The sequence below is a fragment of the Pseudomonas sp. 4CAES_32.4 genome, assembly GCF_058136335.1.
Window position 1 is genome coordinate 36,818 of sequence record NZ_CM176882.1, and the last position, 26,506, is coordinate 63,323.

The following is a 26,506-nucleotide window of genomic DNA, read 5'->3' on the forward strand; positions in this document are numbered from 1 at the left end:
TTTCAAGGAAGAACCATGACCGGACAATGCATCGCTCCAGACGACCTGGACATGAAAAAACTCTGGGACAGCACCTGCGAGCTCCCCACCTGCAAACGCGAAACCAACACCGCCGGCCCCAACCCGAAAACCCGCGTCGAAGTTCCGCTACTGACCTGCAACTGCCTGTGGCGCCGCTTCCAGAAAGAAGCCGAAGACTGGGTCGCCCCCGGGGGCGTCCTCATCGCCGACCCCCAAGCCCGCAACCGCAAAATCAACGCCGCTTACGCGCAGCTGTGGCTAGCGGATAACCGCTTTCAGTGGGCGGGATTGGCGGCGTTTGCTTCGAAGCAGGTGGGGTGTGGACTCGTGCATGCGGCCACTCTGGACCAACGAATCGAAGCGGAAAAGAAGGCTTACCGAACCCTTAAAGACAGCCAACCCAAGGATTTGTATGAGCGCATAGTGGTGAACAGATTGCGCTCTGACCCTGAGCTGTGGCGGCAGTGGGATGAGGCCAAGCAACAGAACCCGGTTCCTTTGGCGAGTGATCCTTTGTCTGGCGATGCGATTGCCTTTCTTCAAGAAGAATTGAAGTATGTTCACGAGATGCTGGCGCTAGGGAACACAGCACTCTTTTTAGACGTGTATCCGTTGCATCGTTTTTTTATGGTGCGCGGATTCAAGGAAATGGAAAAATGTCTGCCCGATCGCATCAAGCTCAAAAATGAAGTGCTCTGGCCCATCGCAGATAAAGTCGAGTTCGGTATTAATCACTCCGAAATCTCCGAAACGTTTCAGGCGATTGATGTCGGTGACGTTAGCGAGAGTGTCAGGTCGATGGCACGACATGAGCAGTTGAATATTCTTCAACCAGCTATGTACGACGTGCAGCATTTTGCATTGCTTATGAGAGGGACTCAGGCAGGTGACGTAGCCTCTGTAGTAACAGGCCTATTTTCCGGACTGCCGGAAGAAATTCAGTTAACGCTGGCAAGCCAGTGCAAAGCTCCTGACAGTCGAAAGGTAGCTTTCAGTCGCAACCCAGTCGCTGACTTGGCAGACAAGGATCAGCGAATGGAGTTTGTGTTACGTGCAGCAACGCAGTTCGACGCTCTGCTGAAAAATCCCATTACGCATGCTCAACTGAAAACCTCCATTTCGGAAATTGCCAGTGGGGGAGGAGTCAAGTGATGCGCAAATTGCCTTGGGGTTTGGCGATTGTTTTGTGTCTGGGGTTGATTGCTTACGCTTTGAGCGGGCCAAGACCCGTGGACATCATTTCCGTCCATATTGGGAAACCCTACGTAAATGTTGAGCGTGACTCGACATTTTCGGTCAAGGCAAAAACAGCTGTATACCCAAGTGATCCACCTGAGGTGGACTCCACTTGGATCAGCAGCCCTGTGGTGGTGAAATTTGACGACCCACAATATGGCTTCACCTTGCCGCCTACTAAGTTCGGCGCAGTGGGTTACAGAAAAGAAAAAGTCTCGACCATCACAACCTCTCCAATGTTGGAGACCGTCTCATTCGACCAGTTGGTGCCGTTGATTGAGCAGTTACAAGCAACACTGAAAGAAGCTGGGTGGCAGCCGCGAGATCGCGAAGACAATGCATGGCTCTCAGTCGATAACGAAGCGGATAGAAGCGCTCTGCAGAAGTTGCTATTCGATCAAGTCGTCCTCGTGATGCTGCTGGTGCCCCATAAATATGGTTTGGCACTCAACGTCAAATGCTACGCCCGGTGCGACGAGCGTGATCCGAAAACGGCGAAATATCTGATCGATGTCAGCGTAGGAAAGGATTACTACAGCGAATGAGGATCCGCTATTCGACTCGCCGGAGCTTTTGGAAGAGACCGCTGTTTTTTGCGCTGCTTCTCTGCATCACATCGTTTCATTATCCGATGGACGTCTTACGCGTCCACATCGGCAAGCATTACCAAAGCGTTGAAAGGGACTCGACCGCCGACCTGGAAAAAAATACTGCGATTTATCCCAGCGAACCTCCCCACCCGAGCTCCACCTGGATAAGCAGTCCCACAGTCGTTGAGTTTGACGATCCTGTTCATGGCTTCACCTTGCCACCTACCAAGTTCGGTGCAGTGACATACCGGAAAAGCCAAGTAGCAACCGTGACTACTTCACCAATGCTTGAAACCCTACCGTTTGAAGAGCTGGTGCCTCTTTTAGAGAGGCTTCAGCTCATGCTGAAAGCAGGAGGATGGGCTCCCCGAGATGCCGATAAACATGCTTGGGTGGAAGTACCAAGTGATGGCGAAAGAAGTGCGCTGCAAAGAAAGCTGTTCGATCAGGTCGTCATCGTGCTGCTACAGATCCCTCACAAATACACCCTGGCGCTAAACCTCAAATGCTACGTTCGCTGCGACGAGCGCGATCCAGACACCGCAAGGTATTTGATCGATGTCAGTATTGGCTCGGATAACTACAACAGATGATTTCTCGCATCACGGAATGGCGCTGCTATGGGCGCTGGCCGGCACTTTTCCTGCTGTACGTAACCCTGACGTCTTTTCACTATCCGCTGGATTTTCTGGTCGTTCACATCGGCAAGCCTTACGAAAGCGTTGTGCAAGATTCGACGTTTCCTGTGACATGGAAAACAGCTGTTTACCCAAGTGACCCACCTCACCCAAGTTCGACTTGGATCAGTAGCCCAGTGATCATCACGTTCGATGACGAACTACATGGGTTCACGTTGCCCGTCACAAAATTCGGTGCGATTGGCTGGTCTGACTTCAGAGCAATTACTCTTTCTACGTCACCTATGCTGGAGACGTTGCCGTTCGAGCAAGCAGTGAATCTGATGGGAGAGCTGCAGCAGATGTTCAAAAAGTCAGGTTGGTCGCCCGAAGCTGTTGAAGGGAATGATTGGCTCAAGACTGAAACCCAAGAGGACAAGGTGCGTCTTCAGACCAAGCTTTTTGATCAAATGGACGGTGTCATTCTGTTGATCCCACATAAGTACAGCCTGTTCCTCCACATCAAATGCTATGCACGTTGCGACGAGCGTAATCCAGAGACGGCGAAATATTTGATTGATGTAGGTTTTGGTGAAGATCATTTCAGCGATTGATTCGGCCACACCCTCAACCCCTGTGGGAGCTGGCTTGCCAGCGATAGCGGCATATCAGCCAACACCAATTTCAACAGTGCCGCCGTCATCGCTGGCAAGCCAGCTCCCACAGGGATTTTTGGTGATTGTGGAAGGGGGTGGATGAAGTGCTTTTCATGACACTTTTGTTTCAATCCACTCTTTAGCTGTGCAATGCTGGCGCCCAGTCCGTTAGCCAACTACAGCTTAAGTATCAAAAACGTAGAAACCGCGCGGTACCGTCAACTTGCTCCTCTGGGGCGCTGCTAATACAGGGGGTTTGCATGCTCACCCTGCTCAATCTGCTTTCTGCCGTGGCCTTGCTGATCTGGGGCACGCACATCGTTCGAACCGGCATCCTGCGGGTGTACGGCACCAATCTGCGCCATGTGATCGGCCAGAACATGTCCAAGCGCTGGCTCGCGTTCGTTGCCGGCATCGTCGTCACCGCGATGGTGCAGAGCAGCAACGCCACGGCCATGCTCGTCACCTCCTTCGTTGGTCAGGGCCTGATGGCGCTGACCCCGGCGCTGGCGACCATGCTCGGCGCTGACGTCGGTACCGCGCTGATGGCGCGGGTGCTGACGTTCGACTTGTCGTGGCTCTCGCCGCTGCTGATTTTCCTCGGGGTGATTTTCTTTCTGTCGCGCAAACAGACGCGGCTCGGGCAGATGGGCCGGGTGTCGATCGGGCTCGGGCTGATCATTCTCGCGCTGCAATTGATCGTCGAGGCCGCCGCGCCGATCACCCACGCCCAAGGGGTGAAGGTGATTTTCGCCTCGCTGACCGGCGACATCCTCCTCGACGCCTTGGTCGGCGCGCTGTTCGCGATGATTTCCTATTCCAGCCTCGCCGCCGTGCTGCTCACCGCGACCCTCGCTGGCGCCAGCGTGATCAGCCTGCCGGTGGCGATCGGTCTGGTGATCGGCGCCAACATCGGCAGCGGCATTCTTGCGTTCATGAGCACCAGCATGCAGAACGCCGCTGGCCGGCAAGTCGCGCTGGGCAGTCTGTTGTACAAACTGATCGGCCTGCTGCTGATCATTCCGGTGCTGGATCCGCTGGTGCACTGGATCGACGGCCTCGATTTCAGTCCGCAGGAAATGGTCATCGGCTTCCACCTGCTCTACAACACCGCACGCTGCCTGATTCTGCTGCCGAGCGTTGGGCCGATGGCGCGCTTGTGCGCGTGGCTGCTGCCGGAACGCCCGGAGGTCAACGGCACCGCCAAACCACGGCATCTCGACGCCACCGCGCTGGTCACGCCGAGTCTGGCACTGGCCAACGCCGCGCGGGAAACCCTGCGCATGGGCGATCTGCTGGAAAACATGCTCGACGCTACCCTCGATGTGCTGCGCGGCAAACAGACCGCCCTCACCCAGGAAATGCGCCGGCTGACCGACGACGTCGAGTCGCTGTACAGCGCGATCAAGCTGTACTTGGCGCAGATGCCCCGCGAGGATCTGGGCGAGCAGGACAGTCGGCGCTGGGCCGAGATCATCGAATTGGCGATCAATCTGAAACTGGCCGCCGACCTGATCGAACGCATGCTGCGCAAGATCCAGCAGCAGAAGACTTCGCAGCGCCGCTCGTTTTCCGAAGAAGGTCTGGAGGATCTGGCCGGGTTGCAGCAGCAATTGATCGCGAACCTGCGTTTGGGCCTGTCGGTATTCCTTAGCGGCGACCGGGAAAGCGCTCGCCAGTTGCTGCGTGAGAAACGCCGTTTCCGCGCACAGGAACGGCGTCTGGCCCATGCCCATGTCAGTCGTTTGCAACGCAAGATCGTGCAGAGTATCGAGACCAGTTCGCTGCATCTTGAGTTGATTGCTGACATGAAGCGCTTGAATTCGCTGTTTTGCGGCAGTGCCTATGTGGTGCTGGAAACGGCGGACACCGGGGCACTGGCGGCGGATGATATTGCCGACATTACGCATTCGCCTTGAACGTCTGGGGCTGGGGTCAGTCAGTAACTTTGATTCAGCCTTCAGGCCGCTATCGCGAGCAGGCTCACTCCTACAGGGGGACGCATTCCAAATGTAGGAATGAGCCTGCTCGCGATGGGGCCCTGACTGACGACACGGATCTCCAAATCAGCCGTATGGAAGCCTGTTATGCGTTGCCTGTTGTTCGCCTGTCTGTTGATCGGTTCCCTGCCCGCCTTTGCCCTGGATCGCTTTCAGGTCGAAGGCTATGCGCTGCCCAACGGCTTGCAGTTGCTGCTCAAGCCCGGCACCGAGCGTGGGCATGTGGCGATCCGCTTGGTGGTCGGCGTAGGGCTCGATGACTTCGATTGCGATGACAAAGAGCTGCCGCACCTGCTCGAACATCTGCTGTTCAGCGGCATCGACGCCACTGGCGAGGGTGGTCTGGAAGAACGCATGCAGGCGCTGGGCGGCGACTGGAATGCCTTTACCAGCAACGCCGACACCACATTTGTTATCGAAGCCCCGGCGAAAAACCAGCGCAAGGTCCTCGACCTGCTCCTCGATCTACTTACGCAAACGCGCATCGACGACAACGCGATCAACGCTGCCAAGCGCGTAGTCGAGCGCGAGGACGGCGGCCATTACACGCGTCTGCAGCGCTTTCTTGACCGCCAGGATCTCGGCCACACCGCGAGCAATCAGCTCGCCGTCGAGCTGGGCCTGAAATGCCCGCAACGCGCCGAGGTCGGTCACCTGACCCAAGAGCAACTGGAGAAGGTGCGCAAGGCCTGGTATGCGCCGAACAACATGACCCTGATCGTCGTCGGTGAACTCGACAAACTGCTGCCGGCCTATCTGGAACGCACTTGGGGCGCCCTCGAAGCGGTCGACCCCAGCGAGCATCGGCCGCTGCCGGACATCCGCACCAGTGCCGCCCATGAGCGCACCCTCACCCGTGGTTTCATCGGCGACAGCGCCAAGCTGCACTGGCTGGTGCCGGAACCAGTAATCGATGATCAATACGACCAGACCTTCGACATCCTCAAGGATTACCTCGACTGGGCGCTGTACCGACAGATCCGCCTCAATCACGGTTTGTCCTACGGGCCGTGGGCCGAGCGCGAAGTGTTTGGTGGCGTCGGCTTCATGAGCCTGAATGCCGACCTGGATCGTGATGACGTCGACGAGGCGATCCAGGTGCTCGAAGACCTCAAGGCTGACCTGCTGAAAAACGGCCTCGATCCGTCTACGTTTGCCCGGATCAAACAAGCTTCCATCGCCCATCAGGCGTGGGCGGTGCAAGGTAATAGCGCCATGGCGGATTATTACTGGAGCGCGCTCGGCGACTACGAGGACGGCCGCTTCGCCAACCCGGCGCGGGAGCTGCAAGGCGTGACGCTGGAAGCGGCGAACAAGGCCATGCGCGAGTTGCTGTTGCAGCCGGGGTATTTGCGGATTGAAAAGCCGTTGATCAGTGATGATCAGGTGTTGTGGTTGAGTGCGGGTGGTTTGGGCTTACTGCTGCTCATCCTGATCGGCTGGCGTTTGCATCGTAAGCGGGGTTGAAGATCAAAAGATCGCAGCCTTCGGCAGCTCCTACAGGAGGTTGCATTCCAAATGTAGGAGCTGCCGAAGGCTGCGATCTTTTGAGGCCCTGAAATACACCGAATAAGTGACCGGCAGCCTCGCCACATCGCCCGGCGGGCGCTACTCTGTCGAGGATTTTTCCTACAGCGTTGTGAACCCCGACATGCCGAAAATACAGCTCCTGATCCAGCGCATTCTCGAACTGATGAAGCGCTATCCCGGGGTCATTGCGCTCGGCGGTTTTATTTCCGGGGTCGGCAGTTTCATCATGGTCGATCGTCAGCAAGGGCTGGCGAGCTGGATCACCGTGATCATGCTGCTCAGCTGGATCTGGCTGATGCTGGAAAACACCCTCACCGGCCTCTTCACACGTATCTTCAAACGCGAGATTCCCCAGCCGCTGCTGCGTTACGCGACGCAGATGATCCATCAGGAAAGCCTGTTTTTCGTTCTGCCGTTTTTCTTCATTACCACGACGTGGAACAGCGGCCAGCTGTTCTTCACCGGCCTGCTCAGCGTCGCGGCACTGATCTCCATCGTCGATCCGCTCTATTACAAATGGCTGGCGCCCCGGCGCTGGGCGTTTCTCGCGTTGCACACGCTGACCCTGTTCGCCGCCCTGCTCACCGCATTGCCGGTGATCATGCACCTGACCACCTCGCAGAGCTTCAAATGGGCGCTGGGCATTGCCGTGCTGTTGTCGTTCCCGAGTCTGGCCTCGATCTTCCCGATCCGCACGGTGCGCAACGCCGTGGCGATCCTGTGCATCACCGTCGGCATTGGTGGCGTCGGCTGGGCGCTGCGTTCGTGGGTGCCGCCGGCAACGTTGTGGATGACCGACGTGGCGATCAGTACGCAAATGCAGGATCGCACCCCCGGCGCCAGTCTCGACGAAGTCAGCGCCGAGCAGATCCGCAACGGCGGGCTCTACGCCTACACCGCGATCAACGCGCCGCGTGGGCTCGATGAGCGGATTTATCATGTCTGGCAGTTCAACGGCAAAGAGGTCGACCGCATTCCGCTCGACATCCACGGCGGGCGCAAGGAAGGCTACCGCGCGTGGACGCACAAGCAGAATTTCCCCGGCAACCCAGCGGGTAAATGGCAAGTGCGGGTGCTGACCGAGGATGGCCAAGTGATCGGCGTGCTGCGCTTCGAAATCACGGACAGCACAGCGATCAAAGAAAAGTAATCCGGTTCGTGCTATTACGTTAGTTCGCATAAAGGCCGAACAAGCACGGAGCTTATGACCAGCAGCTCGATCAGCGGCAATGCCCAACTGGACACGTCGATCAGCCCTGCCCGCTTGCGGGTCACCGGGGACTGGACGCTTGCCCATTACGCCGAGCTCAAGACCCTGAGCGAAAAGCTTCACGGCCAGTACGACACCAATACCCAAATTGACCTCAACAGCCTCGGCGCCCTCGACACTGCTGGCGCGTCGTTGCTGGTCGAACTGCTCGGCTCCGAGCGCCTCGGCAAATCCGCCGAACACCCCGATTGCACCCTGACCTCCGCCGACCGTGCGCTGCTGCAAACCGTGTACTGCTCGATGAGCGACTTCTGCGTGCCGATCAAGGAACCGGAAATCAGCGTCAGCGTGCAGCTGCTCACGCGTATTGGCCGCGCCGTCGACACCGTCTGGCAAGACACCCTGCAACTGCTCGGCTTCGTTGGCCTGATTCTGGAAACCATCGCTCGCAACCTGTTCCGGCCCAAGCGCTGGCGCATCACGCCGATGATCGCGCACATCGAACAGACCGGCCTCGACGCCGCGCCGATCGTGGCGCTGCTGACCTTTCTGGTCGGCGCGGTGGTGGCGTTTCTCGGCGCTACGGTGCTGGCCAGTTTTGGCGCGACGATTTTTACCGTGGACCTGGTGGGTTTCTCGTTCCTGCGTGAGTTCGGCGTGCTGCTCACGGCGATCCTGATGGCCGGACGCACCGCCAGTGCTTTCACTGCGCAGATCGGCTCAATGAAGGCCAACGAAGAAATCGACGCGATCCGCACCCTCGGCCTCGACCCGATGGAGTTGCTGGTGGTGCCGCGTGTGCTGGCGATGCTGGTGGCGCTGCCGATGCTGACGTTTCTGGCGATGCTCTGCGGGATCATTGGTGGCGGCGTGGTCTGCGCGGTGTCGCTGGATATCTCGCCGGCGATGTTCCTGACGTTGTTGCAGTCGGACATCGGCGTGCAGCACTTTCTGGTGGGCTTGGTGAAGGCGCCGATCTTCGCCTTCATCATTGCCGCGATTGGTTGCCTGGAAGGCTTCAAGGTCAGCGGCAGCGCCGAGTCGGTCGGCGCCCACACGACGTCCGCCGTGGTGCAGTCGATTTTCGTGGTGATCGTGCTCGACGCGGTGGCCGCACTGTTCTTCATGGAGATGGGCTGGTGAGTCGTCTACCCCGCGTGTCCTCCGAGGCGGTGATCGAAGTCCGTGGCCTGTGCAATCGCTTCGGCAGCCAGAGCGTGCACGAGAACCTCGATCTGGATTTGTACAAAGGCGAAATCCTCGCCGTGGTCGGCGGTTCCGGCAGCGGCAAATCGGTGCTGCTGCGCAGCATTGTCGGTTTGCGCCGGCCCAGCGAAGGCATGGTCAAAGTGTTCGGCAAGAACCTGCCGAGCCTGTCCGAGCATGAGCGTTCGCTGGTCGAACGTCGCTTTGGCGTGCTGTTTCAGAAAGGCGCGCTGTTTTCCTCGCTGACGGTGACCGAGAATGTCGCCCTGCCCCTCATCGAACACGCCGGCCTGAGCCGCAACGATGCCGAGCACCTGGCTGCGGTGAAGCTGGCGCTGGCCGGGCTACCGCTGTCAGCGGCGGACAAATACCCGGCGTCGCTGTCCGGCGGCATGATCAAACGCGCGGCTCTGGCGCGGGCCTTGGCGCTGGATCCGGACATTCTGTTTCTCGACGAACCGACTGCCGGCCTCGATCCGATTGGCGCGGCGCAGTTCGATCAATTGATCCTGACCCTGCGCGATGCCCTCGGCCTCAGCGTGTTTCTGGTGACCCACGACCTCGACACGCTCTACACCATCACCGACCGCGTGGCGGTGCTGGCGCAGAAAAAAGTCCTGGTCGCCGGCCCGATTGACGTCGTCTCGGAAACCGACGACGCGTGGATTCACGAATACTTCCATGGCCCGCGCGGCCGCTCGGCGCTGGACGCCGCCAAATTGCTCAACGAGGTCTGACATGGAAACCCGAGCGCATCATGTATTGATCGGCCTGTTCACCGTGATTGTGGTGGCAGGCGCCCTGCTCTTCGGTCTGTTTCTGGCCAAGTCCAGCGTCGACACCGAGTTCAAGGACTACGAAGTCGTCTTCAACGAGGCGGTCAGCGGTCTGTCCAAGGGCAGTTCGGTGCAATACAGCGGGATCAAGGTCGGCGATGTGATCAGCCTGCGCCTCGACCCGCTGGACCCTCGCCGGGTGCTGGCGCGGATTCGTCTGGCCGGTGACACCCCGGTCAAGGAAGACACCCAGGCGAAACTGGCGCTGGCCGGGATCACCGGCACGTCGATCATCCAGCTCAGCGGTGGCACGCCGCAGAGCGCGAAGCTGCGCGGGCATGACGGTAATCTGCCGCTGATCGTAGCGTCGCCCTCGCCTATTTCGCGTTTGCTCAATGACAGCAACGATTTGATGACCGGCATTACCGCGCTGTTGCAGAACGCCAATCAGATGTTCTCCGCTGAAAACGTCGAGCGCGTGAGCAAGACCCTCGCGCATCTGGAGCAGACTACCGGGACCATCAACGATCAGCGCGGTGACATCAAACAGGCCATGCAGCAACTGGCAACCGTCGGCAAACAGGCCGGCAGCATGCTCGAACAGACCTCGCTGCTGATGCGCAACGCCAACGGTTTGATCAACGATCAGGGCAAACAAGCGTTGGGCAGCGCCGAGCAGGCGATGAAGTCGCTGGAGCAAAGCACGACGACGATCAGCAGCCTGCTCAACAAAAACGAAAACGCCCTCGACAACGGCATGCAGGGCCTCAATGGCCTGGCCCCGGCGATTCGCGAACTGCGTGAAACGCTGACCTCGCTGCGCGCCATCTCGCAACGGCTTGAGGCCAACCCCAGCGGCTATCTGCTGGGCCGCGACAAGAACAAGGAATTCACGCCATGAAGCTGACTCGCCTCGCCCTCCTCGCAGGCTTCACGCTGATCAGCGCCTGCTCGATTCTGCCCAAGTCCGAGCCATCGGACGTGTATCGCTTGCCGACCGCACAGGCGCCCACCTCGGCCAGTTCGGCGACTCAATCGTGGTCGCTGCGCTTGAACAAATTACAGGCCAGCGAAGCGTTGAACCGGCCGACGATTGCGGTGATTCCGCAGGGTGATGTGATCAGCAGCTACAAAGGCTCGCGCTGGAGCGATCCGGCACCGGTGCTGGTGCGTAATCGTTTGTTGGACGGCTTTCAGCGCGATGGCCGAGTGACGTTGCTCAGTACCGATGACAGCAACTTCGCGGCGGATCTGGAATTGGGCGGGAGTTTGCAGGCGTTTCAGACCGAGTATCAGGGCACGCAGGCCAGCGTCGTGGTGCGGGTCGATGCGTTGCTGGTGCGCGGTTATGACCAGCGGATTCTCGCCAGTCGGCGCTTTGAAGAGCGCCAGCCGCTGAACGATGTGCAGGTGCCGGCGGTGGTGACCGGGTTTGGTCAGGCCAGTGATCGATTGACCGCGAAAGTCGTCGCGTGGGCCGTCGACCAAGGCCAGAAACTGGCCCCCAAAAAACCTTAAGCCCAACACAGTCCCTGTGGGAGCTGGCTTGCCAGCGATAGCGGCGTGTCAGGCAACGTCAATGTTGGCAGTACCGCCGCCATCGCTGGCAAGCCAGCTCCCACAGGGTTTTCTATCAGCCGAAGAACCAGTAGCAGACCGCGATAGCGCCGACCACCCCGGCAAACTCCGCCAACAACGCACACCCCACCGCATGCCGCGCCCGTTGAATCCCCACCGCGCCGAAATACACCGCCAACACATAGAACGTCGTTTCAGTACTGCCCTGCACGGTCGCCGCGACCAGTGCCGGGAAGCTGTCGACGCCCGAGGTCTGCATCGTTTCGATCAACATCGCCCGCGCTGCACTGCCGGAGAACGGTTTGACCATCGCCGTCGGCAGCGCATCGACAAATCGCGTGTCCCAACCGGCCCACTCGACCAGATGGCGAATGCCGTCCAGGCCAAAGTCCAGTGCCCCGGACGCGCGCAACACGCCCACCGCGCAGAGCATCGCCACCAGATACGGCAGCAGATTCTTTGCGACGTCGAAGCCCTCTTTGGCGCCTTCAACGAACGCTTCGTAAACCTGCACTTTCCTTAACGCACCGATGATCAGAAACAGCATGATCAGCCCGAACAGCGTGAGATTGCCGAGGATCGACGACAATCCTGCCAAAGCCGTTGCCGAAAGGGTGCCCAGCAGCGCCATGAAGCCACCGAGGAGCAACGCGCCGGGAATCAGATAGGCCAACACCACCGGGTCCCAAATCCGCAGGCGCTGCATGAACGCCACCGAGAGGAAGCCAACAATTGTCGAGCAACTGGTCGCCAGCAGAATCGGCAGGAACACCAGTGTCGGATCCGGCGCGCCTTGCTGGGCGCGGTACATGAAGATCGTCACCGGCAGCAGGGTCAGCGAGGAGGCGTTGAGCACCAGGAAGAGGATTTGCGCGTTACTGGCCACGGTGGCGCTGGGATTGAGCTCCTGCAGCGCCTTCATGGCTTTCAGGCCGATCGGCGTGGCGGCGTTGTCGAGGCCCAAGCCGTTGGCGGCAAAGTTCAGGGTGATCAGGCCAAGGGCAGGGTGACCGGGCGGCACTTCCGGCATCAGCCGCAGGAACAGCGGGCCGAGGACTTTCGCCAGCCACTCGACGATCCCGGCCTTCTCGGCAATCCGCAGAAAGCCCAGCCACAAGGTGAGGGTGCCGAACAGCAGCACCATGACTTCGACCGAGAGCTTGGCCATGGCGAAAATGCTTTCCACCATCGCCGCAAAGATCCCGGCGTTGCCGCCGATCAGCCACTGCGCCAGCGCCGACACGGCTGCGACGATAAAGAAGCCAAGCCACAGGCCATTAAGCATCAGTCAAATCCCCCGAAGAATGCCGCGAATGATAGCGGGGTCACCAGAAACGACAAACCCCGGATTTCTCCGGGGTTCGTTGGTAGGCCTTGCATCAATCACTGTGGGAGCGGGCTTGCCCGCGATGGCGGTGTGTCATTCAGCGAATAGGTTGAATGTGCCGCCCTCATCGCTGGCAAGCCAGCTCCCACAGGGTTTTGCATTAATTTTTCGAGATTTCGCCCGCTGGCAGTTTTTCCTTGCTGCGCCAGTGCGGCAGGGAGTTCCAGTAGCGCTCGCCCTTGGCGTCGTCGTACATGCCTTCCCAGCGCGAGATAACCAGCACGGCCAGCGCGTTGCCAATCACGTTCAGTGCGGTACGGGCCATGTCCATGACGCGATCGACACCGGCGATGAACGCCAGGCCTTCCAGCGGAATACCGACGCTGCCCAGCGTGGCCAGCAGCACCACGAAGGACACGCCCGGTACACCGGCGATGCCTTTGGAGGTGACCATCAGGGTCAGCACCAGCAGCAGTTGCTGGCTGATCGACAGGTCGATGCCGTACAGCTGAGCGATGAAGATTGCGGCGATCGACTGATACAGGGTCGAACCGTCGAGGTTGAACGAGTAACCGGTCGGCACCACGAAGCTGCAGATGGCTTTCGGCGCGCCGTAGGCTTCCATCTTCTCGATCACACGTGGCAGCACGGTTTCCGAAGAGGCGGTGGAGTAGGCCAGGACCAGCTCATCCTTGAAGATGCGCATCAGCTTGAATACCGAGAAACCGAACATCTTGGCGATCAGGCCCAGCACCACGAAGGCGAAGAAAGCGATGGCGAAGTAAACCAGGATCACCAGTTTGGCCAGCGGCAGCAGCGAAGCGAAACCGAAGTTGGCCACGGTCACCGCGATCAGTGCGAATACGCCGATTGGGGCGTAGTTCATGATCATGTGGGTGACTTTGAACATGCTTTCCGATACGCCCTGGAACATCTTCACCAGCGGCTCGCGCAGGTCCGACTGCAGGCTCGACAGACCGAGACCGAACAGCACGGAGAAGAAGATGATCGGCAGCATTTCGCCGCGAGCCATGGCCGCGAAGATGTTCGACGGGATCAGGTTGAGGATGGTCTCGATGAACGCGTGTTCATGCTGTACTTCGGCGGCGGTCGCTTGGTACTTGGAGATGTCCACCGTGCCGAGGGTGCTCATGTCGATGCCGGAACCCGGATGGACCAGGTTGGCCAGCAGCAGGCCGACGACGATGGCGATGGTGGTGACGATCTCGAAATAGATGATCGTCTTCAGGCCGATACGCCCGAGCTTCTTGGCGTCGCCCACGCCGGCAATGCCGACAATCAGGGAAGAGATGACGATCGGGATCACGATCATCTTGATCAGACGGATAAAGATATCGCCTGCCGGTTGCAGGACGTTGCTGATCCACCAGGCTTTTTCGGCACTGAAGTGGTTGAGCAACGCACCGATTGCAATACCCAGAACCAGACCGATGAGGATCTGCCAGGCGAGGCTAATTTTTGCCTTCTTCATTATCTTTACCCTTACTTGCGTTTGACTCAGGCACATGCAGGAACTGGAACGCTCATTAGCGGAAAAGTCTGTGCATCTGCCTCCGTATAAGGTGCCCCGAAGCGCGTATTTACGGCTCTCCGGCAGGCGAAAAAAGGCGCAACTATTCCGATGCAAGGTTGCGCCGTCTAATGCCGTAAACGCCTACCCTATGCCGAATCGGCATGAGCTTTTTTAAATGAAACTGGCGTCCCAACCGGTTCGATTACGACATTTCAGCCGGCATAAGTGCCGTGAACCGGCCATTTCCGCGTAGGTTGGTTATTTTCTAAACGAGAAAATTCGACAAAAATTTGAGGAAAAAGCCTACGCAGGAAGACTAGAAGTCCTCTTGCTCAACAGGTTTCTTTCTCGATATACGGTCGCCAGGAAACACCGCGAAATGTTTTCGCGCGCAGTGTCAGCGATAAAAAGGATGAGCTGGACGCTCTGGATCAATATTTTCTTCAATTGAAAGCTCAGCGCAGATCCGTCGAACCACTGAGGGTCGGCGAACCTGCGACGCAGCTTTTACCCTGACCCGGCCCTTGCGCAGGCACTCCCTGTACCCGTAGGTCACTCCGACCCAGTAACAGTCAGAACGTCCCGGCCCCTTGGTCATGCGCCTGCCTTCCTCAGGTGGGCGCAATGGAAAGCAGCAGGGCTGCTGCCTTCGTGTTCAGATCAGTACCACTTTGGATCTTTCTTCAAGGTTTCCATCAGAAGATCCTGCATGCCCTGGTCGGGTTTGCCGAGGAAGCGGTAGGTGGCATGTCGCGTTGGCGACTTGTCCGCCGGCAATCCCTCGGGAACATCAACGAGCATGGCGTATGCATCTTTCTTGTCGAAACTGAAGGCGACGATCAAGCGGTGGTTCAGGCACTTGTCTGCGGATTCGCAGAGCGGCCCAACCAGATACTGGTCGCCGTCTTCAGTCACGGCATTCATCTGTTGGTCAGGCGTGCCGGACAGGTTCATCACCCATTCCGGCAGGCGCTCTTCCTTCTTCACCACGCCTTCCCAGGTTTCCCGATACTGCGGGTCGGAACTCAACAGTTCATTGACCCGCGCCTGGCCATCATTGGCCGCCATTGCCATGGCACTACCGCCCAGTAGCAGGGCGGCTGCCAATGTCTTCAAGACAGTCATCGTTAACCTCGGCCGCGACGGCCAAAGAAGAAGGAAGCGATGAACATCACCAGGAACACGACAAAGAGAATCTTGGCGATACCCGTGGCGGTGCCCGCGATACCACCGAAGCCCAGTACTGCAGCGATGATGGCAATGATCAAGAATGTAATTGCCCAGCTCAACATGGTGATTCTCCTTACTTCTCTATTTAGGGGTGTGGCGTGTTCCGGCGCGTAGCGCCCGAATTCATTCAATCAGTCAGAAAACCCAACGCTCTTCACGTGGCATTTGATCCAGTGGCTGCGCCTGATCGACATCCATCATGCGCATCGACGCGCTTTCGGCCTGGCTGCTGCTCACTGCGCTGAAGTGCGTTTGCGTGTTGTGCTGGATCGAGATCAGCGGCTCAACCTTCTGACTGTGTTCCCAGCTCAGGTATTGCTGGCAGGCAATCAGGGTGATCAACAGCGCCAATACGCTAAACAGACCTTGCTGGATGTGCAGTGGCGAGATACGCACTTGGGCGGCACGTGGGCGAGTCATCCTGGGTTCCTCACTCTTATTCGGTTGGGGCAGTTCATTGTCTGCCCGGGCTGTAAGAGATATTGCAGCCTGCATGCCAGTTTTTTGTTTGAAAAAAAGCTAATAAAATCAGTTAGTTAGAGGCGTGAGGAAAAGTGTTCGCGACGCATCCTGCACGATGGCTCATTTGGCATCGTGCGCAATGCACGATTTTTTCGTAGGAGAATTCATTCTTATGGAATTGAGAGCAGGGCGCAGATGTCAGAAAAGGACGCAGGTAATGCCCTGCAAATCGGTGATTGTTTAAATAACCAACAAAATCAATGTATTGGCCGTAATGGCAGGAGAGGGCTACCCTCCTATGGCTGGCATCGTTCAGAATCAACCATGCAACTTGCCCGATTTTTCCGGGACTAACCTCAGACCAATCACTATGGAGCGTAGGAAAAATGGAATCTGCCACTGAGCATCAAGGCCGCATTCTGCTGGTGGACGACGAATCCGCCATCCTGCGTACCTTCCGTTATTGCCTCGAAGACGAGGGCTATACGGTCGCCACGGCAAACAGCGCGGCGCAAGCCGACGCCTTACTGCAACGCCAGGTCTTCGACCTGTGCTTCCTTGATTTGCGCTTGGGCGAGGACAACGGCCTCGACGTACTGGCGCAAATGCGCATTCAGGCGCCATGGATGCGCGTGGTGATCGTCACCGCGCATTCGGCGGTCGATACTGCCGTTGATGCGATTCAGGCCGGCGCCGCCGATTACCTGGTCAAGCCGTGCAGTCCTGATCAATTGCGTCTGGCCACCGCCAAGCAACTGGAAGTGCGCCAACTGTCAGCGCGCCTTGAAGCCCTTGAAGGCGAAATTCGCAAACCCAAGGATGGCCTCGATTCCCACAGCCCGGCGATGAAAGTCGTACTGGAAACCGCCCGCCAAGTGGCGAGTACCGACGCCAACATTCTTATCCTTGGTGAGTCCGGCACCGGTAAAGGTGAGCTTGCCCGTGCGATTCACGGCTGGAGCAAGCGCGAGAAGAAATCCTGCGTGACCATCAACTGCCCGTCGCTGACGGCGGAATTGATGGAAAGCGAACTGTTCGGTCACAGCCGCGGCGCGTTCACCGGCGCCAGCGAAAGTACCTTGGGTCGAGTTAACCAAGCTGACGGCGGCACGCTGTTTCTCGACGAGATCGGCGACTTTCCCCTGACATTGCAACCCAAGTTGCTGCGTTTTATTCAGGACAAGGAATACGAGCGCGTAGGGGATCCGGTCACCCGCCGCGCCGATGTGCGCATCCTTGCGGCAACCAACCTCAATCTGGAAGACATGGTGCGTGACGGCCGCTTCCGTGAAGATCTGCTCTATCGCCTCAACGTCATCACCCTGCATTTGCCACCCCTGCGCGAACGCGCCGAGGACATCCTGACCCTGGCCGACCGCTTCCTCGCCCGTTTCGTCAAAGAATACGCACGTCCGGCGCGGGGCTTCAGCGATGAGGCTCGCGAGGCACTGCTCGGCTATCGCTGGCCGGGCAACATTCGGGAGCTGCGCAACGTGGTCGAGCGGGCGAGCATCATTTGCCCGCAAGAACGCGTCGAGATCACCCACCTGGGCATGGCCGAGCAACCGGCCAACAACGCACCGAGAGTCGGCGCGGCACTGAGTCTGGATGAGCTGGAAAAAGCCCATATCGGCGCGGTTCTCGCTACCGCCGGCACCTTGGACCAAGCGGCGAAAACCTTGGGCATCGACGCCTCGACCCTGTATCGCAAGCGCAAGCAGTACAACCTGTGAGCGTGCCGCGATGAAACTGGCGATGAAGTTGCGAACGCGGTTATTCCTGAGTATTTCCGCCTTGATCACCGTGGCCTTGCTCGGGCTTTTGCTCGGGCTGGTCAGCATGATGCAAATGGCCGGCTCGCAGGAAATGACGCTGCGCAACAACTTCGTCACCCTCGATTTAGGGCTGAAACTTCGGCAAACCCTGGGTGATCAACTGGTCCTCATGCTCGCCGAAAAGCCCGATCCGGTCGCCTTCGAAGCGTCCAAGCAGCAATACCTCAAGTTGCTCGATGACGGTATCGCCCAAGAGCAAACAGGCGATGGTCGTCAGTATGGTTTCAGTCAGGCCAAGGCGGATTACCTGAGTTTTCTTCAAGCCTTCGATGTGTCCCGTGATCCAGCGGCTGCGTTGAGCAGCAACGCCAGCCTGAGGGAGCGCTTTAACACGCTGCGTAATGGCTTGATCACCGAACACAAGCATGCGCTGGACAACATCAACGCGGTTCAGCATCAAGCACGCGACCGGGCATTGTTGATCGCCGGTCTGCTGGGGGTTGTCGGACTGGCGGTGCTGATCATCGGTTTCATCACGGCCCACGGGATTGCCCGGCGTTTCGGGGCTCCGATCGAGGCGCTGGCGCAAGCGGCGGACAACATCGGCCAAGGCAATTTTGAAGTGACCCTGCCGATTTCTTCGGCGATGGAAATGAATCAGCTGACCAAGCGTTTCGGCATGATGGCTGAGGCGCTGCGCGAGCATCAGGCAACTAACGTCGATGAATTGCTTGCAGGCCAACAGCGTTTGCAAGCCGTGCTCGACAGTATCGACGACGGCCTGCTGATGATCGACCGTCAGGGGCAACTGGAACACCTCAACCCGGTGGCCCAGCGGCAATTAGGCTGGGAGGACGATCGTCTCGGTCAGGGTCTGGGCACGGCACTGGAGCGCCCGGAGCTGGATGCGCAGCTGCAACTGGTGCTGCGCGGCGGCACGCTTGAGCGCGCGCCGGAGGATTTGAGTATCGAGGTCGACGGCGAATCGCGCCTGCTGACCTACAGCCTGACGCCGGTGAGTAATACACAAGGGCACATCCTTGGTGCGGTGATGGTGTTGCACGACGTCACCGAGCAGCGCGCTTTCGAACGGGTGCGCAGCGAGTTCGTCCTGCGCGCCTCTCACGAACTGCGCACGCCGGTCACTGGCATGCATATGGCGTTCGGCTTGTTCCGCGAGCGGGCGAAGTTTCCAGCGGAGTCGCGTGAGGCGGACCTGCTCGACACCGTCAATGAAGAAATGCAGCGCCTGATGCAGTTGATCAATGACCTGCTCAACTTCTCGCGCTATCAGAACGGTCTGCAGAAACTGACCCTGGCGCCGTGTTCCATCGAAGACCTGCTGGAACAGGCGCGACTTCGCTTTGAAGATTTTGCGCTGGGCAAAGGCATTGCCCTGAATGTCGAAGTGCAGGGGCCATTGCCTCGATTGCAAGCCGATCAGGCCCAACTCGACCGAGTCCTCGACAACCTCATCGACAACGCCCTGCGTCATACCGCCCGCGACGGTCAGATCCGTTTGCAGGCGCGACGCCATGGCGAGCGAGTGATCATCAGTGTTGAAGACAATGGCGAAGGCATTGCCTACGGCCAGCAGGGACGCATCTTCGAGCCGTTCGTGCAGGTCGGACGCAAGAAGGGCGGCGCTGGGCTAGGCCTGGCGCTGTGCAAGGAAATCGTGCAGTTGCATGGCGGGCGGATGGGCGTCTATTCGCGACCCGGACAGGGCACGCAGTTTTATATGGCGCTGTCGGTCTAGCTCAGGCTTCGTCGTCGAGTCGGCGCCCGGCGAGGCGTCGGCCTCGGGTGATCAATTCGATGAATTGCACCGCACTGAGGGCATGGGCGAACAACCAGCCCTGACCAAACTTCACACCCTCACTGCTGAGCAACTGAGCTTGTGATTCGAGCTCGATGCCTTCGGCAATCACCTTCAGGTCCAGCGCCTGCGCCATGTGAATGATGTGCGGGGCGACGCCGCTGCTTGCCGCATCGTGGCCGAGCGCATCAATAAAAGCCTTGTCGATTTTCAGGCAGTCCACCGGCAGGGTTTGCAGGTAGGCGAGGCTGCAATAGCCGGTGCCAAAGTCATCGATCAGCACCTGATGGCCCACATCGCGCAGGGCTTGCAGGTTTTCCCGCGCCACCACTACATCAATCAGACCCCGTTCGGTGACTTCGAAGGCGATTTGCCGGGCGGCGACCCGGTGCAACTTCAGCAGGCGCGCCATGACCAGACCGATGCGCGGTACCGTCACATCGCAGGCGGCGAGGTTCACCGAGATGTATAGCTGCGGATTGGCCCGAAGCAACTGGCCCAATTGCTCCAGCAAGCGCTGGAGGACGAAGTCGGTCATCTGGCGAATCTGCCCGGTATTCTCCGCCATCGGGATGAACAGGTCGGGACTGGTCAGCGTGCCATCTGGGCGACGCCAGCGCAGCAGGGCTTCGGCGCCAACGCAGTTGCGGCTGTCGAGGTCGAAGATCGGTTGGTAGAGCACCTGCAGCTCGCCACGGCGGATGGCACCGTGCAATTCGGCATCCAGCGACTGGCGCTGGCGAACCAGCAGGAACACCAGAAAACCGACAATGGCACCGGCCACCAGACAGACCGGAATCATCCACCACCAGACAGCGGGGATGTGCATGCCGGTACGCGGTGTGATCAGCACCAGTTGATATTCGGGGTTGTCGGTGGGCATGCGATAGATCAGCCGGGTTTGTGTGACCTGCAAGGCATCGCGGCTTTTCGGCGGCCAGTGCTCTGTGGGTGGCCAGATCTGTCCTGTACCCAGCACTGGAATGGCTCGAGTGCCATGGTCCAGCACCACCAACAGACTGCTGCCGGGTGACAGATCGACCATATCGGTCAGATGCCCGCGGGAGGTAGCGACGCGAAAGTTGCCGCGCCCCAGCATCAACGCCGCGCGGTTTTCATCGGGTTCGGTGGTGGTGTTCAGCCAATAGCTGTAGGTCGGGCCTTTGATGTCCGGCGCGCGAACAACGGACAGACCTTCCTGGCGCGGACGGTTGGAGCAGATCCGCGAAGCGTCCATGTAAGCGGCTTCATAGACGAAGCGATAGTTGAAGGTAACTTGCTGCAGGGTGGCGATCATTTCGTCGTCACAACTGCGCAGCGGTTGGGCTTCGAGGTCGTCGAGACTTTCGCGCAGTTGACCGAACAATTGTTCGAGGCGGGCCAGGAAACGTTCGCCCTGAGCGTTCATTTCCTGGCTTTCACGTTGCTCGACCTGACGCATCGCCACGAACATACCGCCGGCGATCAACAGACTGGCACTGAGGACAGCCGCGATCATCGCCAAAAACCAAGGGCGATAGAACCAGCTACGCAGAGTCTCTCGGGTAGCAACCATCATGGAATATCCGAAGAATTACCAATGAGTTATAGCTGCTGATGGCAATTTCGCCCTGACCGTCGGGCGGGCGTCATTATTTTGTCTGATTGAGTACCAGCAGCAGTGCTGCGGTTTGCGCGTCCGGCGTGCCGTCGAAACGCGAAGGGCGGAAATGCATCTGGAACGCGGCGAGGACGTGGCGTGTGGCTACGTCGAGTTCGCCGGTCTGCGGCGTGTCGTAGCCCAGATGCGCCAATTGCGCCTGGAACCAGCTGATGCTCGGCAGTTCACCGCTGTTGAACAGCATTTGCTGGCGCGCGACCGCCGCTTCGTTGGGCCACACGCCCAGGCCTTCAGCGGCGAGGCGCTTCCATGGGAACAATGGGCCCGGATCGAGTTTGCGCAACGGGGCGATGTCGCTGTGGCCGATGATGTGGCGCGGGCTGATGCCGTTGCGCTTGCTGATGTCCTTGAGCAGGACGATCAGCGATTGAATTTGCGCTTCGCTGTACGGATACCACAGGCGCCCGGTTGGCGTGTCCTTGAAGCCCGGGTTGACGATTTCGATACCGATCGAGCTGGAGTTGAGCCAGGTACGGCCCTGCCATTGGCTTTCGCCGGCATGCCAGGCGCGCTGATTTTCGTCCATCAGCTTGTAGATGGTGCCGCCCTTGTCGTCGCCGATCAGGTAGTGGCTGCTGACTTCGCCGTGGGTCAGCAGTTGCAGCGAGCGCTCCAGCGAGGTCGACGTGTAGTGGACGATCACGAACTGAATGCGACTGTCGTAGTTGGCCGAAGGATGGCTGGTGTCGTAGCGCGGACCGCTGGCGCAACCGGCCAGAACGAGCAGCGAAGCGAGAAGGGCAAAGAATTTCATGGCAGAAGGCAATACACGCAAGACAATAATGCAACAGTGTAACGTACTGCCTTGCGCCTCGACGGTCAGCGGGCGGAATTAAACAAAATGGAACAATTTGCTCAGCCCAGCTCGACGCGATTGCGTCCCGCGTTTTTTGCCCTATATAGCGCCTGATCGGCTCTTTTCAGCACCAGATCACTGTGTTCTCCGGCACGGAACGAGGCCAGTCCCATGGAAATGGTGATGGTCACGCGCTCGCCCTTGAAGTGGAAGGGGCAGGCTTCGATGGCCGCGCGCAACGTTTCCAACAGTTTTGCGCCGACTGCTGGCGGCGTGGCCGGCAACAACAACACGAATTCTTCGCCGCCAAAACGGGCAATGAAATCGGAACCGCGCAGGCGTTTGCGCAGCACGGTGGCGATGATCTTCAGCACTTTGTCGCCGGCCAGATGGCCATAGTTATCGTTGATCCGTTTGAAGTGATCGAGGTCGAGCATGGCTAGGCTGAGGGTGTTGCCGTGTTGTTGCCACTGCTGGATTTCTTGTTCGAGGCGTTCGCTCCACGCGGCGCGGTTGGGCAGGCCGGTGAGCGGGTCGATCATGGCTTTCTGGCGCTGGACTTCCAGGTGTTCACGAAAACCCTGGGCTTCCTGTTCCATATGCGCCACGCGCTCGGACAGGCTTTTGAGCCGTGTCGCCACTTCCTGCTCGCGAGCGTCGCGCTGCTTTTGATGCTGATCCATGGTGCCGAGCAGGCCCTCGAGATGGTTCTCAAGCACTTGCTTGAGGTCATCCAGATCCGCCGCTTCCTGGACGCTGGTCTGCAAACCGTCGACCTGCTCACGGATCTGCGTGTCCATTGCCCGCGCTGCCGAGCTGTTGTCGGCGTGACCTTCACTGGCGGCTTGCAGATTGCTCTGGAACGCTTCGAGGCGTTCGTTGAGCTGTTGCAGATAGGCTTCAAATTCATGCTGACCGCTGTCGGTGATCGCCAGCATCAACGTTGCGAGATCGTCGAGGATCGGGATCAGTTCGTACCAGTTCAAACCGTGTTTGAGGCGCTCGCGCATCGCTTCGGCTTGCGGACGGTGGCGCTCGGGCAGGGTCAGATCGTCGAGCAGACCGATCAGGGTGTCTTCGATGTGTTTGGCCACGGAGCTGTAGGACGGCTCCGGGGAATCCGGCAGGGCGAAGAGGATGTCGTGCTCGGATTGTTCCGGGTCGATGGCTGCCAAGGCCTGTGCCATCGGTTCGGGCAGGGGCAGGCTGTCGAGAATCAGCGGCGTCGGGTCGCCGGGGTGGATCAATTCGTCGGGGTTGAAGCTGGTGGCCATTGTCGGCGTCGGGGCGGTAGTTGGCGCAGTGACGGCTGCGGTCTCTGCCTCGTCGGTCGCTGCTTCAACCGCAATATCTGCTTCACGGGCGCTGGCGGGTGGTTCAAACGCAGCCACGTCAGGTTCCGCCTCGGGCTCTGAGAGCGGCGAGGGCGCCTCAGTTTCGGGCTCGGGCTGTTTGATAACGGCAGCGGCGATGACCGGCTCTGCAACAGCGGCAGTCTGCGCGGGCGCTGGTTCTGGCTCGGCTTCTGACGCGGCTGGCGTTTGCACCTCACGCGTTACCGGCGCCAGCACGGGCGCTTCTGCGTTCGGAGCTGGCGCTTCTTCGTTGTCACGAGTCCCAAACAAACGCTGCAGCAAGCCCGGGCGTCCCGGTTCGGCGGGCGTTTCCAGCTGACTCAACGCCTTGCCTTGCAAGCCGCTGAGCTCACTCAGCAGCAATGGCATTTCCCGCGCCGAACCGACGCGGCTATCCAGTTGCTTGGCGAATTTTTTCAGCGGCTGGGCGACTTCACGCGGCAGCGGCAACGCCTGCAACTGGCTGACCAGCGAGGTCAGTGCGGTGCTGACTTGATCGATGCGGGTTTCGCGGCGCTGCTCGGAATCGAGCACGGCTTTTTCCAGGCGCGGCAGCAGTGCGGCGAGGCCGGCGTCCATGTCGTCGGTACGCACTACATCGCGCATCTCTTTCATGCACTGATCCACGACCTTGTCGGTGCCCTCGGCAGCCAGCGTGCTGCGCACCAGGCCGCGTCGAAGCAAGTCGAGCCTGGCGGCCCAACGGCGTTCGAGTTTGTCCTGCTGTTCGATGCTTTTGAGGTATTTCTCTTTCCAGCGCTGGGCTTCGTCGCTCATTCAGGGGTTCCGCGAGGGGCAGGACTCATCGCGGGCAATGCATCGGCCGTGAGCGAACCCGGCAGACGAATCTCTACCGCGACCGGCAGGTGATCGGAAATCGGTTGGGCCAGCACTTCGACCTTTTCCAGGGTCAGGGTCGGGCTGAGCAAAATATGATCAAGGCAACGCTGAGGGCGCCAGCTGGGGAATGTCGCTTCCACCTGCGGGGCCAGCAAACCGAGATCGCGTAACGGTGACTGTTGTAGCAGATCGCTGGCGTGGGTGTTCATGTCACCCATCAATATCTGATGTTTATAGCCGCCGATCAACTCTCGAATGTAGCCCAGTTGCAGGCTGCGTGTACGCGCGCCGAGGGCTAGGTGCATCATCACCACCACTAGCGCTTCCGGGCCTTCGCCGAAGCGCAGCAGGATCGCGCCGCGACCTTTCGGGCCGGGCAGCGGATGATCTTCGATCGCCCACGGTTTCAGGCGACTGAGCACGCCATTGCTGTGCTGGGCCAGTCGACCGAGGTTGCGATTGAGTTGTTGATACCAGTAAGGGAAGGCGCCGAGGTGGGCCAGATGTTCGACCTGATTGACGTAGCCTGAACGCAGGCTGCCGCCATCGGCTTCCTGCAGGGCGACCAGATCGAAGTCGCCAAGCAGGTCGCCGATCTTTTGCAGATTGCCTGAGCGCCCGGTGTGCGGCAGCAGATGCTGCCAGCTGCGGGTCAGGTAATGCCGATAGCGCTCGGTGCTGATGCCGACCTGGATGTTGAAGCTGAGCAAGCGCAGACGATGGTCTGCTGGCAGGCCCGTTGACGCCAGGTGATGCTCGTTGACCTGCGGATCATGCAGGCCAACGAGGCGTTCAGACTTCCAGCGGCGCATGGCGGTTGCCGCGCTTAGTTGGCGGCTGCCTTGGTGGCCGCTCGCTCTTTGGCGACCAGTTGGTCAGCCAGTTGCAGCGCTTGCTCGGCACCACCGGCAGAGCCGATGTCGAAGCGGTATTTGCCGTTGACGATCATGGTTGGAACGCCAGTGATTTCATACTTCTTGGCCAATTCGCGAGCCTTGACGATCTGACCTTTGATTGCGAACGAGTCGAAGGTGGCAAGGAACTTGTCCTTGTCCACGCCTTGAGTGGCGAGGAAGTCAGCCATGTCGTTCTTGTCGGTCAGCTTCTTGTGTTCTTTCTGGATCGCATTGAATACGGCGGCGTGAACCTTGTGCTCGACACCCATGGCTTCGAGGGTCAGGAACATTTGACCGTGAGCATCCCACGGGCCGCCGAACATGGCTGGGATACGCACGAAGTTGACGTCGGATGGCAGCTTCTCAACCCACGGATTGATCACTGGTTCAAAGGCGTAGCAGTGCGGGCAGCCGTACCAGAACAGCTCGACCACTTCGATCTTGCCAGGCTCTGCAACCGGTACCGGGTTGGCCAGCTCGACGTAAGGGGCGGCTGGTGCTTCGGCGGCTTGAGCGGTCACGCCGAACAGGCTGGCAGCGACGAGGGCGGCGCTGATGATCAGATTACGCATGCTTTACTCCTGGACAATTTGGGTCGCCTCGCGCGACCTGTTTTCAGACAGATCCTGGCGGGCATGAGTTCTGTAGTGTAACGGCAGCGGCCACAAAAAAGGGCGGCCAAAGCCACCCTTTTTATACTTGCTGCGACGGATTAATCGAGCGTTAACATTGCAGGAGATGTCCATCCCCTGCAGGCCTCGATCCGCGGGCCTTAGTGCAGGCCCTGAATGTAGCTGGCAACGGCGGCGATGTCTTCGTCGCTCAGTTTGCGGGCGATGGTGCGCATGGTCATCGCGTCGCCGTCGTTGCTGCGCCCGGCCGCCGGATCTTCCTTGCGGAAGTCGGTCAGTTGCTTGGCGATGTATTGAGCGTGTTGGCCACCGAGGTGCGGGAAGCCAGCGGCGGCGTTGCCGGCGCCATTCGGCGAGTGGCAACCGGTGCAGGCTGGCAGGCCTTTTTCCAGGTTACCGCCACGGAACAGGGCTTCACCGCGAGCGACAATCTTCGGATCGGCGGCGCCGACACTGCCTTGCTGGCTGGCGAAATAGGCAGCGATGTCGGCCAGGTCCTGATCGCTCAGGTTGGTCAGCAGGCCTGTCATTTCCAGTACGGTGCGCTTGCCCGACTTGATGTCGTGCAATTGCTTGGTCAGGTAGCGTTCACCTTGACCGGCCAGTTTCGGAAAGTTTGGCGCCATGCTGTTCCCGTCCGGGCCATGGCAGGCTCCGCAAACGGCGGCTTTCGCCTGGCCCGCTGCGGCATCACCGGCAGCATGGGCGAAGCCCGAGATTCCCACGGTCAACAGCAGACTCACGATCAGTTTGTTCATCA

The 26,506-nt window shown here is 59.2% G+C and carries 24 protein-coding genes; 13 read left to right on the top strand and 11 right to left on the bottom strand.

The window, feature by feature from the left end; translation table 11 throughout:
* Positions 1 to 15 precede the first annotated feature (15 nt).
* The 11 genes from AC3Y64_RS00180 (at position 16) to AC3Y64_RS00230 (ending at position 11,360) form a co-directional block, all read left to right on the top strand.
* Positions 16 to 1,173 (top strand): DUF2515 family protein, encoded by a 1,158-nt coding sequence (locus tag AC3Y64_RS00180; protein WP_489986012.1) that lies wholly within the window; start codon positions 16 to 18, stop codon positions 1,171 to 1,173.
* Entirely contained in the window at positions 1,173 to 1,802 is a 630-nt protein-coding gene (locus AC3Y64_RS00185) for a hypothetical protein (RefSeq protein WP_489986013.1), read from the top strand. Before AC3Y64_RS00180 ends, AC3Y64_RS00185 begins: the two co-directional genes overlap by 1 nt.
* Positions 1,799 to 2,440: a hypothetical protein gene (locus tag AC3Y64_RS00190; RefSeq protein ID WP_489986014.1), complete on the top strand. Its 642-nt coding sequence runs from the start codon at positions 1,799 to 1,801 to the stop codon at positions 2,438 to 2,440. Before AC3Y64_RS00185 ends, AC3Y64_RS00190 begins: the two co-directional genes overlap by 4 nt.
* Positions 2,437 to 3,078 (top strand): hypothetical protein, encoded by a 642-nt coding sequence (locus tag AC3Y64_RS00195; protein ID WP_489986015.1) that lies wholly within the window; start codon positions 2,437 to 2,439, stop codon positions 3,076 to 3,078. Before AC3Y64_RS00190 ends, AC3Y64_RS00195 begins: the two co-directional genes overlap by 4 nt.
* Before the next feature lie 302 nt (positions 3,079 to 3,380).
* Complete coding sequence (locus AC3Y64_RS00200; RefSeq protein ID WP_489986016.1) at positions 3,381 to 5,039, top strand: Na/Pi cotransporter family protein; 1,659 nt, start codon at positions 3,381 to 3,383, stop codon at positions 5,037 to 5,039.
* A gap of 168 nt (positions 5,040 to 5,207) precedes the next feature.
* Complete coding sequence (locus AC3Y64_RS00205) at positions 5,208 to 6,587, top strand: M16 family metallopeptidase (protein ID WP_489986017.1); 1,380 nt, start codon at positions 5,208 to 5,210, stop codon at positions 6,585 to 6,587.
* 184 nt (positions 6,588 to 6,771) lie between these two features.
* Positions 6,772 to 7,800, top strand: coding sequence for a DUF5924 family protein (locus AC3Y64_RS00210; RefSeq protein ID WP_489986018.1), 1,029 nt, complete (start codon positions 6,772 to 6,774; stop codon positions 7,798 to 7,800).
* A gap of 54 nt (positions 7,801 to 7,854) precedes the next feature.
* Positions 7,855 to 9,003, top strand: a complete 1,149-nt coding sequence (locus AC3Y64_RS00215; RefSeq protein ID WP_489986019.1) for an ABC transporter permease — start codon at positions 7,855 to 7,857, stop codon at positions 9,001 to 9,003.
* On the top strand, positions 9,000 to 9,803 hold the full coding sequence (locus AC3Y64_RS00220) for an ABC transporter ATP-binding protein (protein ID WP_489986020.1): 804 nt from the start codon (positions 9,000 to 9,002) through the stop codon (positions 9,801 to 9,803). Before AC3Y64_RS00215 ends, AC3Y64_RS00220 begins: the two co-directional genes overlap by 4 nt.
* Position 9,804: 1 nt before the next feature.
* A complete protein-coding gene (locus AC3Y64_RS00225) occupies positions 9,805 to 10,743 on the top strand; it encodes an MlaD family protein (protein ID WP_489986021.1) in 939 nt (312 codons plus the stop codon).
* On the top strand, positions 10,740 to 11,360 hold the full coding sequence (locus tag AC3Y64_RS00230; RefSeq protein ID WP_489986022.1) for an ABC-type transport auxiliary lipoprotein family protein: 621 nt from the start codon (positions 10,740 to 10,742) through the stop codon (positions 11,358 to 11,360). Before AC3Y64_RS00225 ends, AC3Y64_RS00230 begins: the two co-directional genes overlap by 4 nt.
* 115 nt (positions 11,361 to 11,475) lie before the next feature.
* Here AC3Y64_RS00230 and AC3Y64_RS00235 read toward each other — a convergent pair whose 3' ends face one another.
* The 5 genes from AC3Y64_RS00235 to AC3Y64_RS00255 all read right to left on the bottom strand — a co-directional run bounded on the left by AC3Y64_RS00235 (position 11,476) and on the right by AC3Y64_RS00255 (position 15,931).
* The gene (locus AC3Y64_RS00235; protein ID WP_489986023.1) at positions 11,476 to 12,705 is read right to left on the bottom strand and encodes a nucleoside recognition domain-containing protein; all 1,230 of its coding nucleotides are present in this window, start codon (positions 12,703 to 12,705) and stop codon (positions 11,476 to 11,478) included.
* A gap of 202 nt (positions 12,706 to 12,907) precedes the next feature.
* Positions 12,908 to 14,239 (bottom strand): glutamate/aspartate:proton symporter GltP, encoded by a 1,332-nt coding sequence (gltP, locus tag AC3Y64_RS00240; RefSeq protein WP_489986024.1) that lies wholly within the window; start codon positions 14,237 to 14,239, stop codon positions 12,908 to 12,910.
* 702 nt (positions 14,240 to 14,941) lie between these two features.
* The gene (locus AC3Y64_RS00245; protein ID WP_095049547.1) at positions 14,942 to 15,406 is read right to left on the bottom strand and encodes an inhibitor of vertebrate lysozyme family protein; all 465 of its coding nucleotides are present in this window, start codon (positions 15,404 to 15,406) and stop codon (positions 14,942 to 14,944) included.
* A 2-nt stretch (positions 15,407 to 15,408) separates the two neighbouring features.
* Entirely contained in the window at positions 15,409 to 15,573 is a 165-nt protein-coding gene (locus AC3Y64_RS00250; protein ID WP_003177151.1) for a DUF1328 domain-containing protein, read from the bottom strand.
* 73 nt (positions 15,574 to 15,646) lie between these two features.
* Entirely contained in the window at positions 15,647 to 15,931 is a 285-nt protein-coding gene (locus AC3Y64_RS00255; protein WP_489986025.1) for a hypothetical protein, read from the bottom strand.
* 428 nt (positions 15,932 to 16,359) lie between these two features.
* Here AC3Y64_RS00255 and algB point away from each other — a divergent pair, with 428 nt between their 5' ends.
* Both algB and AC3Y64_RS00265 read left to right on the top strand, forming a co-directional pair.
* Positions 16,360 to 17,706, top strand: a complete 1,347-nt coding sequence (algB, locus tag AC3Y64_RS00260) for a sigma-54-dependent response regulator transcription factor AlgB (RefSeq protein ID WP_064389723.1) — start codon at positions 16,360 to 16,362, stop codon at positions 17,704 to 17,706.
* A 10-nt stretch (positions 17,707 to 17,716) separates the two neighbouring features.
* Entirely contained in the window at positions 17,717 to 19,507 is a 1,791-nt protein-coding gene (locus AC3Y64_RS00265) for a KinB sensor domain-containing domain (protein WP_489986026.1), read from the top strand.
* Between the two features lies 1 nt (position 19,508).
* On the opposite strand, the gene AC3Y64_RS00270 is transcribed toward AC3Y64_RS00265, so the two are convergent.
* From AC3Y64_RS00270 to AC3Y64_RS00295, 6 genes are all read right to left on the bottom strand, one after another.
* Positions 19,509 to 21,122 (bottom strand): EAL domain-containing protein, encoded by a 1,614-nt coding sequence (locus AC3Y64_RS00270; RefSeq protein WP_489988040.1) that lies wholly within the window; start codon positions 21,120 to 21,122, stop codon positions 19,509 to 19,511.
* 76 nt (positions 21,123 to 21,198) lie between these two features.
* The gene (locus AC3Y64_RS00275; protein WP_489986027.1) at positions 21,199 to 21,981 is read right to left on the bottom strand and encodes an N-acetylmuramoyl-L-alanine amidase; all 783 of its coding nucleotides are present in this window, start codon (positions 21,979 to 21,981) and stop codon (positions 21,199 to 21,201) included.
* 101 nt (positions 21,982 to 22,082) lie between these two features.
* Entirely contained in the window at positions 22,083 to 24,155 is a 2,073-nt protein-coding gene (locus AC3Y64_RS00280; RefSeq protein WP_489986028.1) for a GGDEF domain-containing protein, read from the bottom strand.
* On the bottom strand, positions 24,152 to 25,030 hold the full coding sequence (locus AC3Y64_RS00285; protein ID WP_489986029.1) for an endonuclease/exonuclease/phosphatase family protein: 879 nt from the start codon (positions 25,028 to 25,030) through the stop codon (positions 24,152 to 24,154). The genes AC3Y64_RS00280 and AC3Y64_RS00285 overlap by 4 nt, the downstream gene beginning before the upstream one ends.
* A gap of 14 nt (positions 25,031 to 25,044) precedes the next feature.
* Positions 25,045 to 25,686: a thiol:disulfide interchange protein DsbA/DsbL gene (locus tag AC3Y64_RS00290; RefSeq protein ID WP_034152237.1), complete on the bottom strand. Its 642-nt coding sequence runs from the start codon at positions 25,684 to 25,686 to the stop codon at positions 25,045 to 25,047.
* A gap of 200 nt (positions 25,687 to 25,886) precedes the next feature.
* Positions 25,887 to 26,504 (bottom strand): c-type cytochrome, encoded by a 618-nt coding sequence (locus tag AC3Y64_RS00295; RefSeq protein WP_158959400.1) that lies wholly within the window; start codon positions 26,502 to 26,504, stop codon positions 25,887 to 25,889.
* Positions 26,505 to 26,506 lie beyond the last annotated feature (2 nt).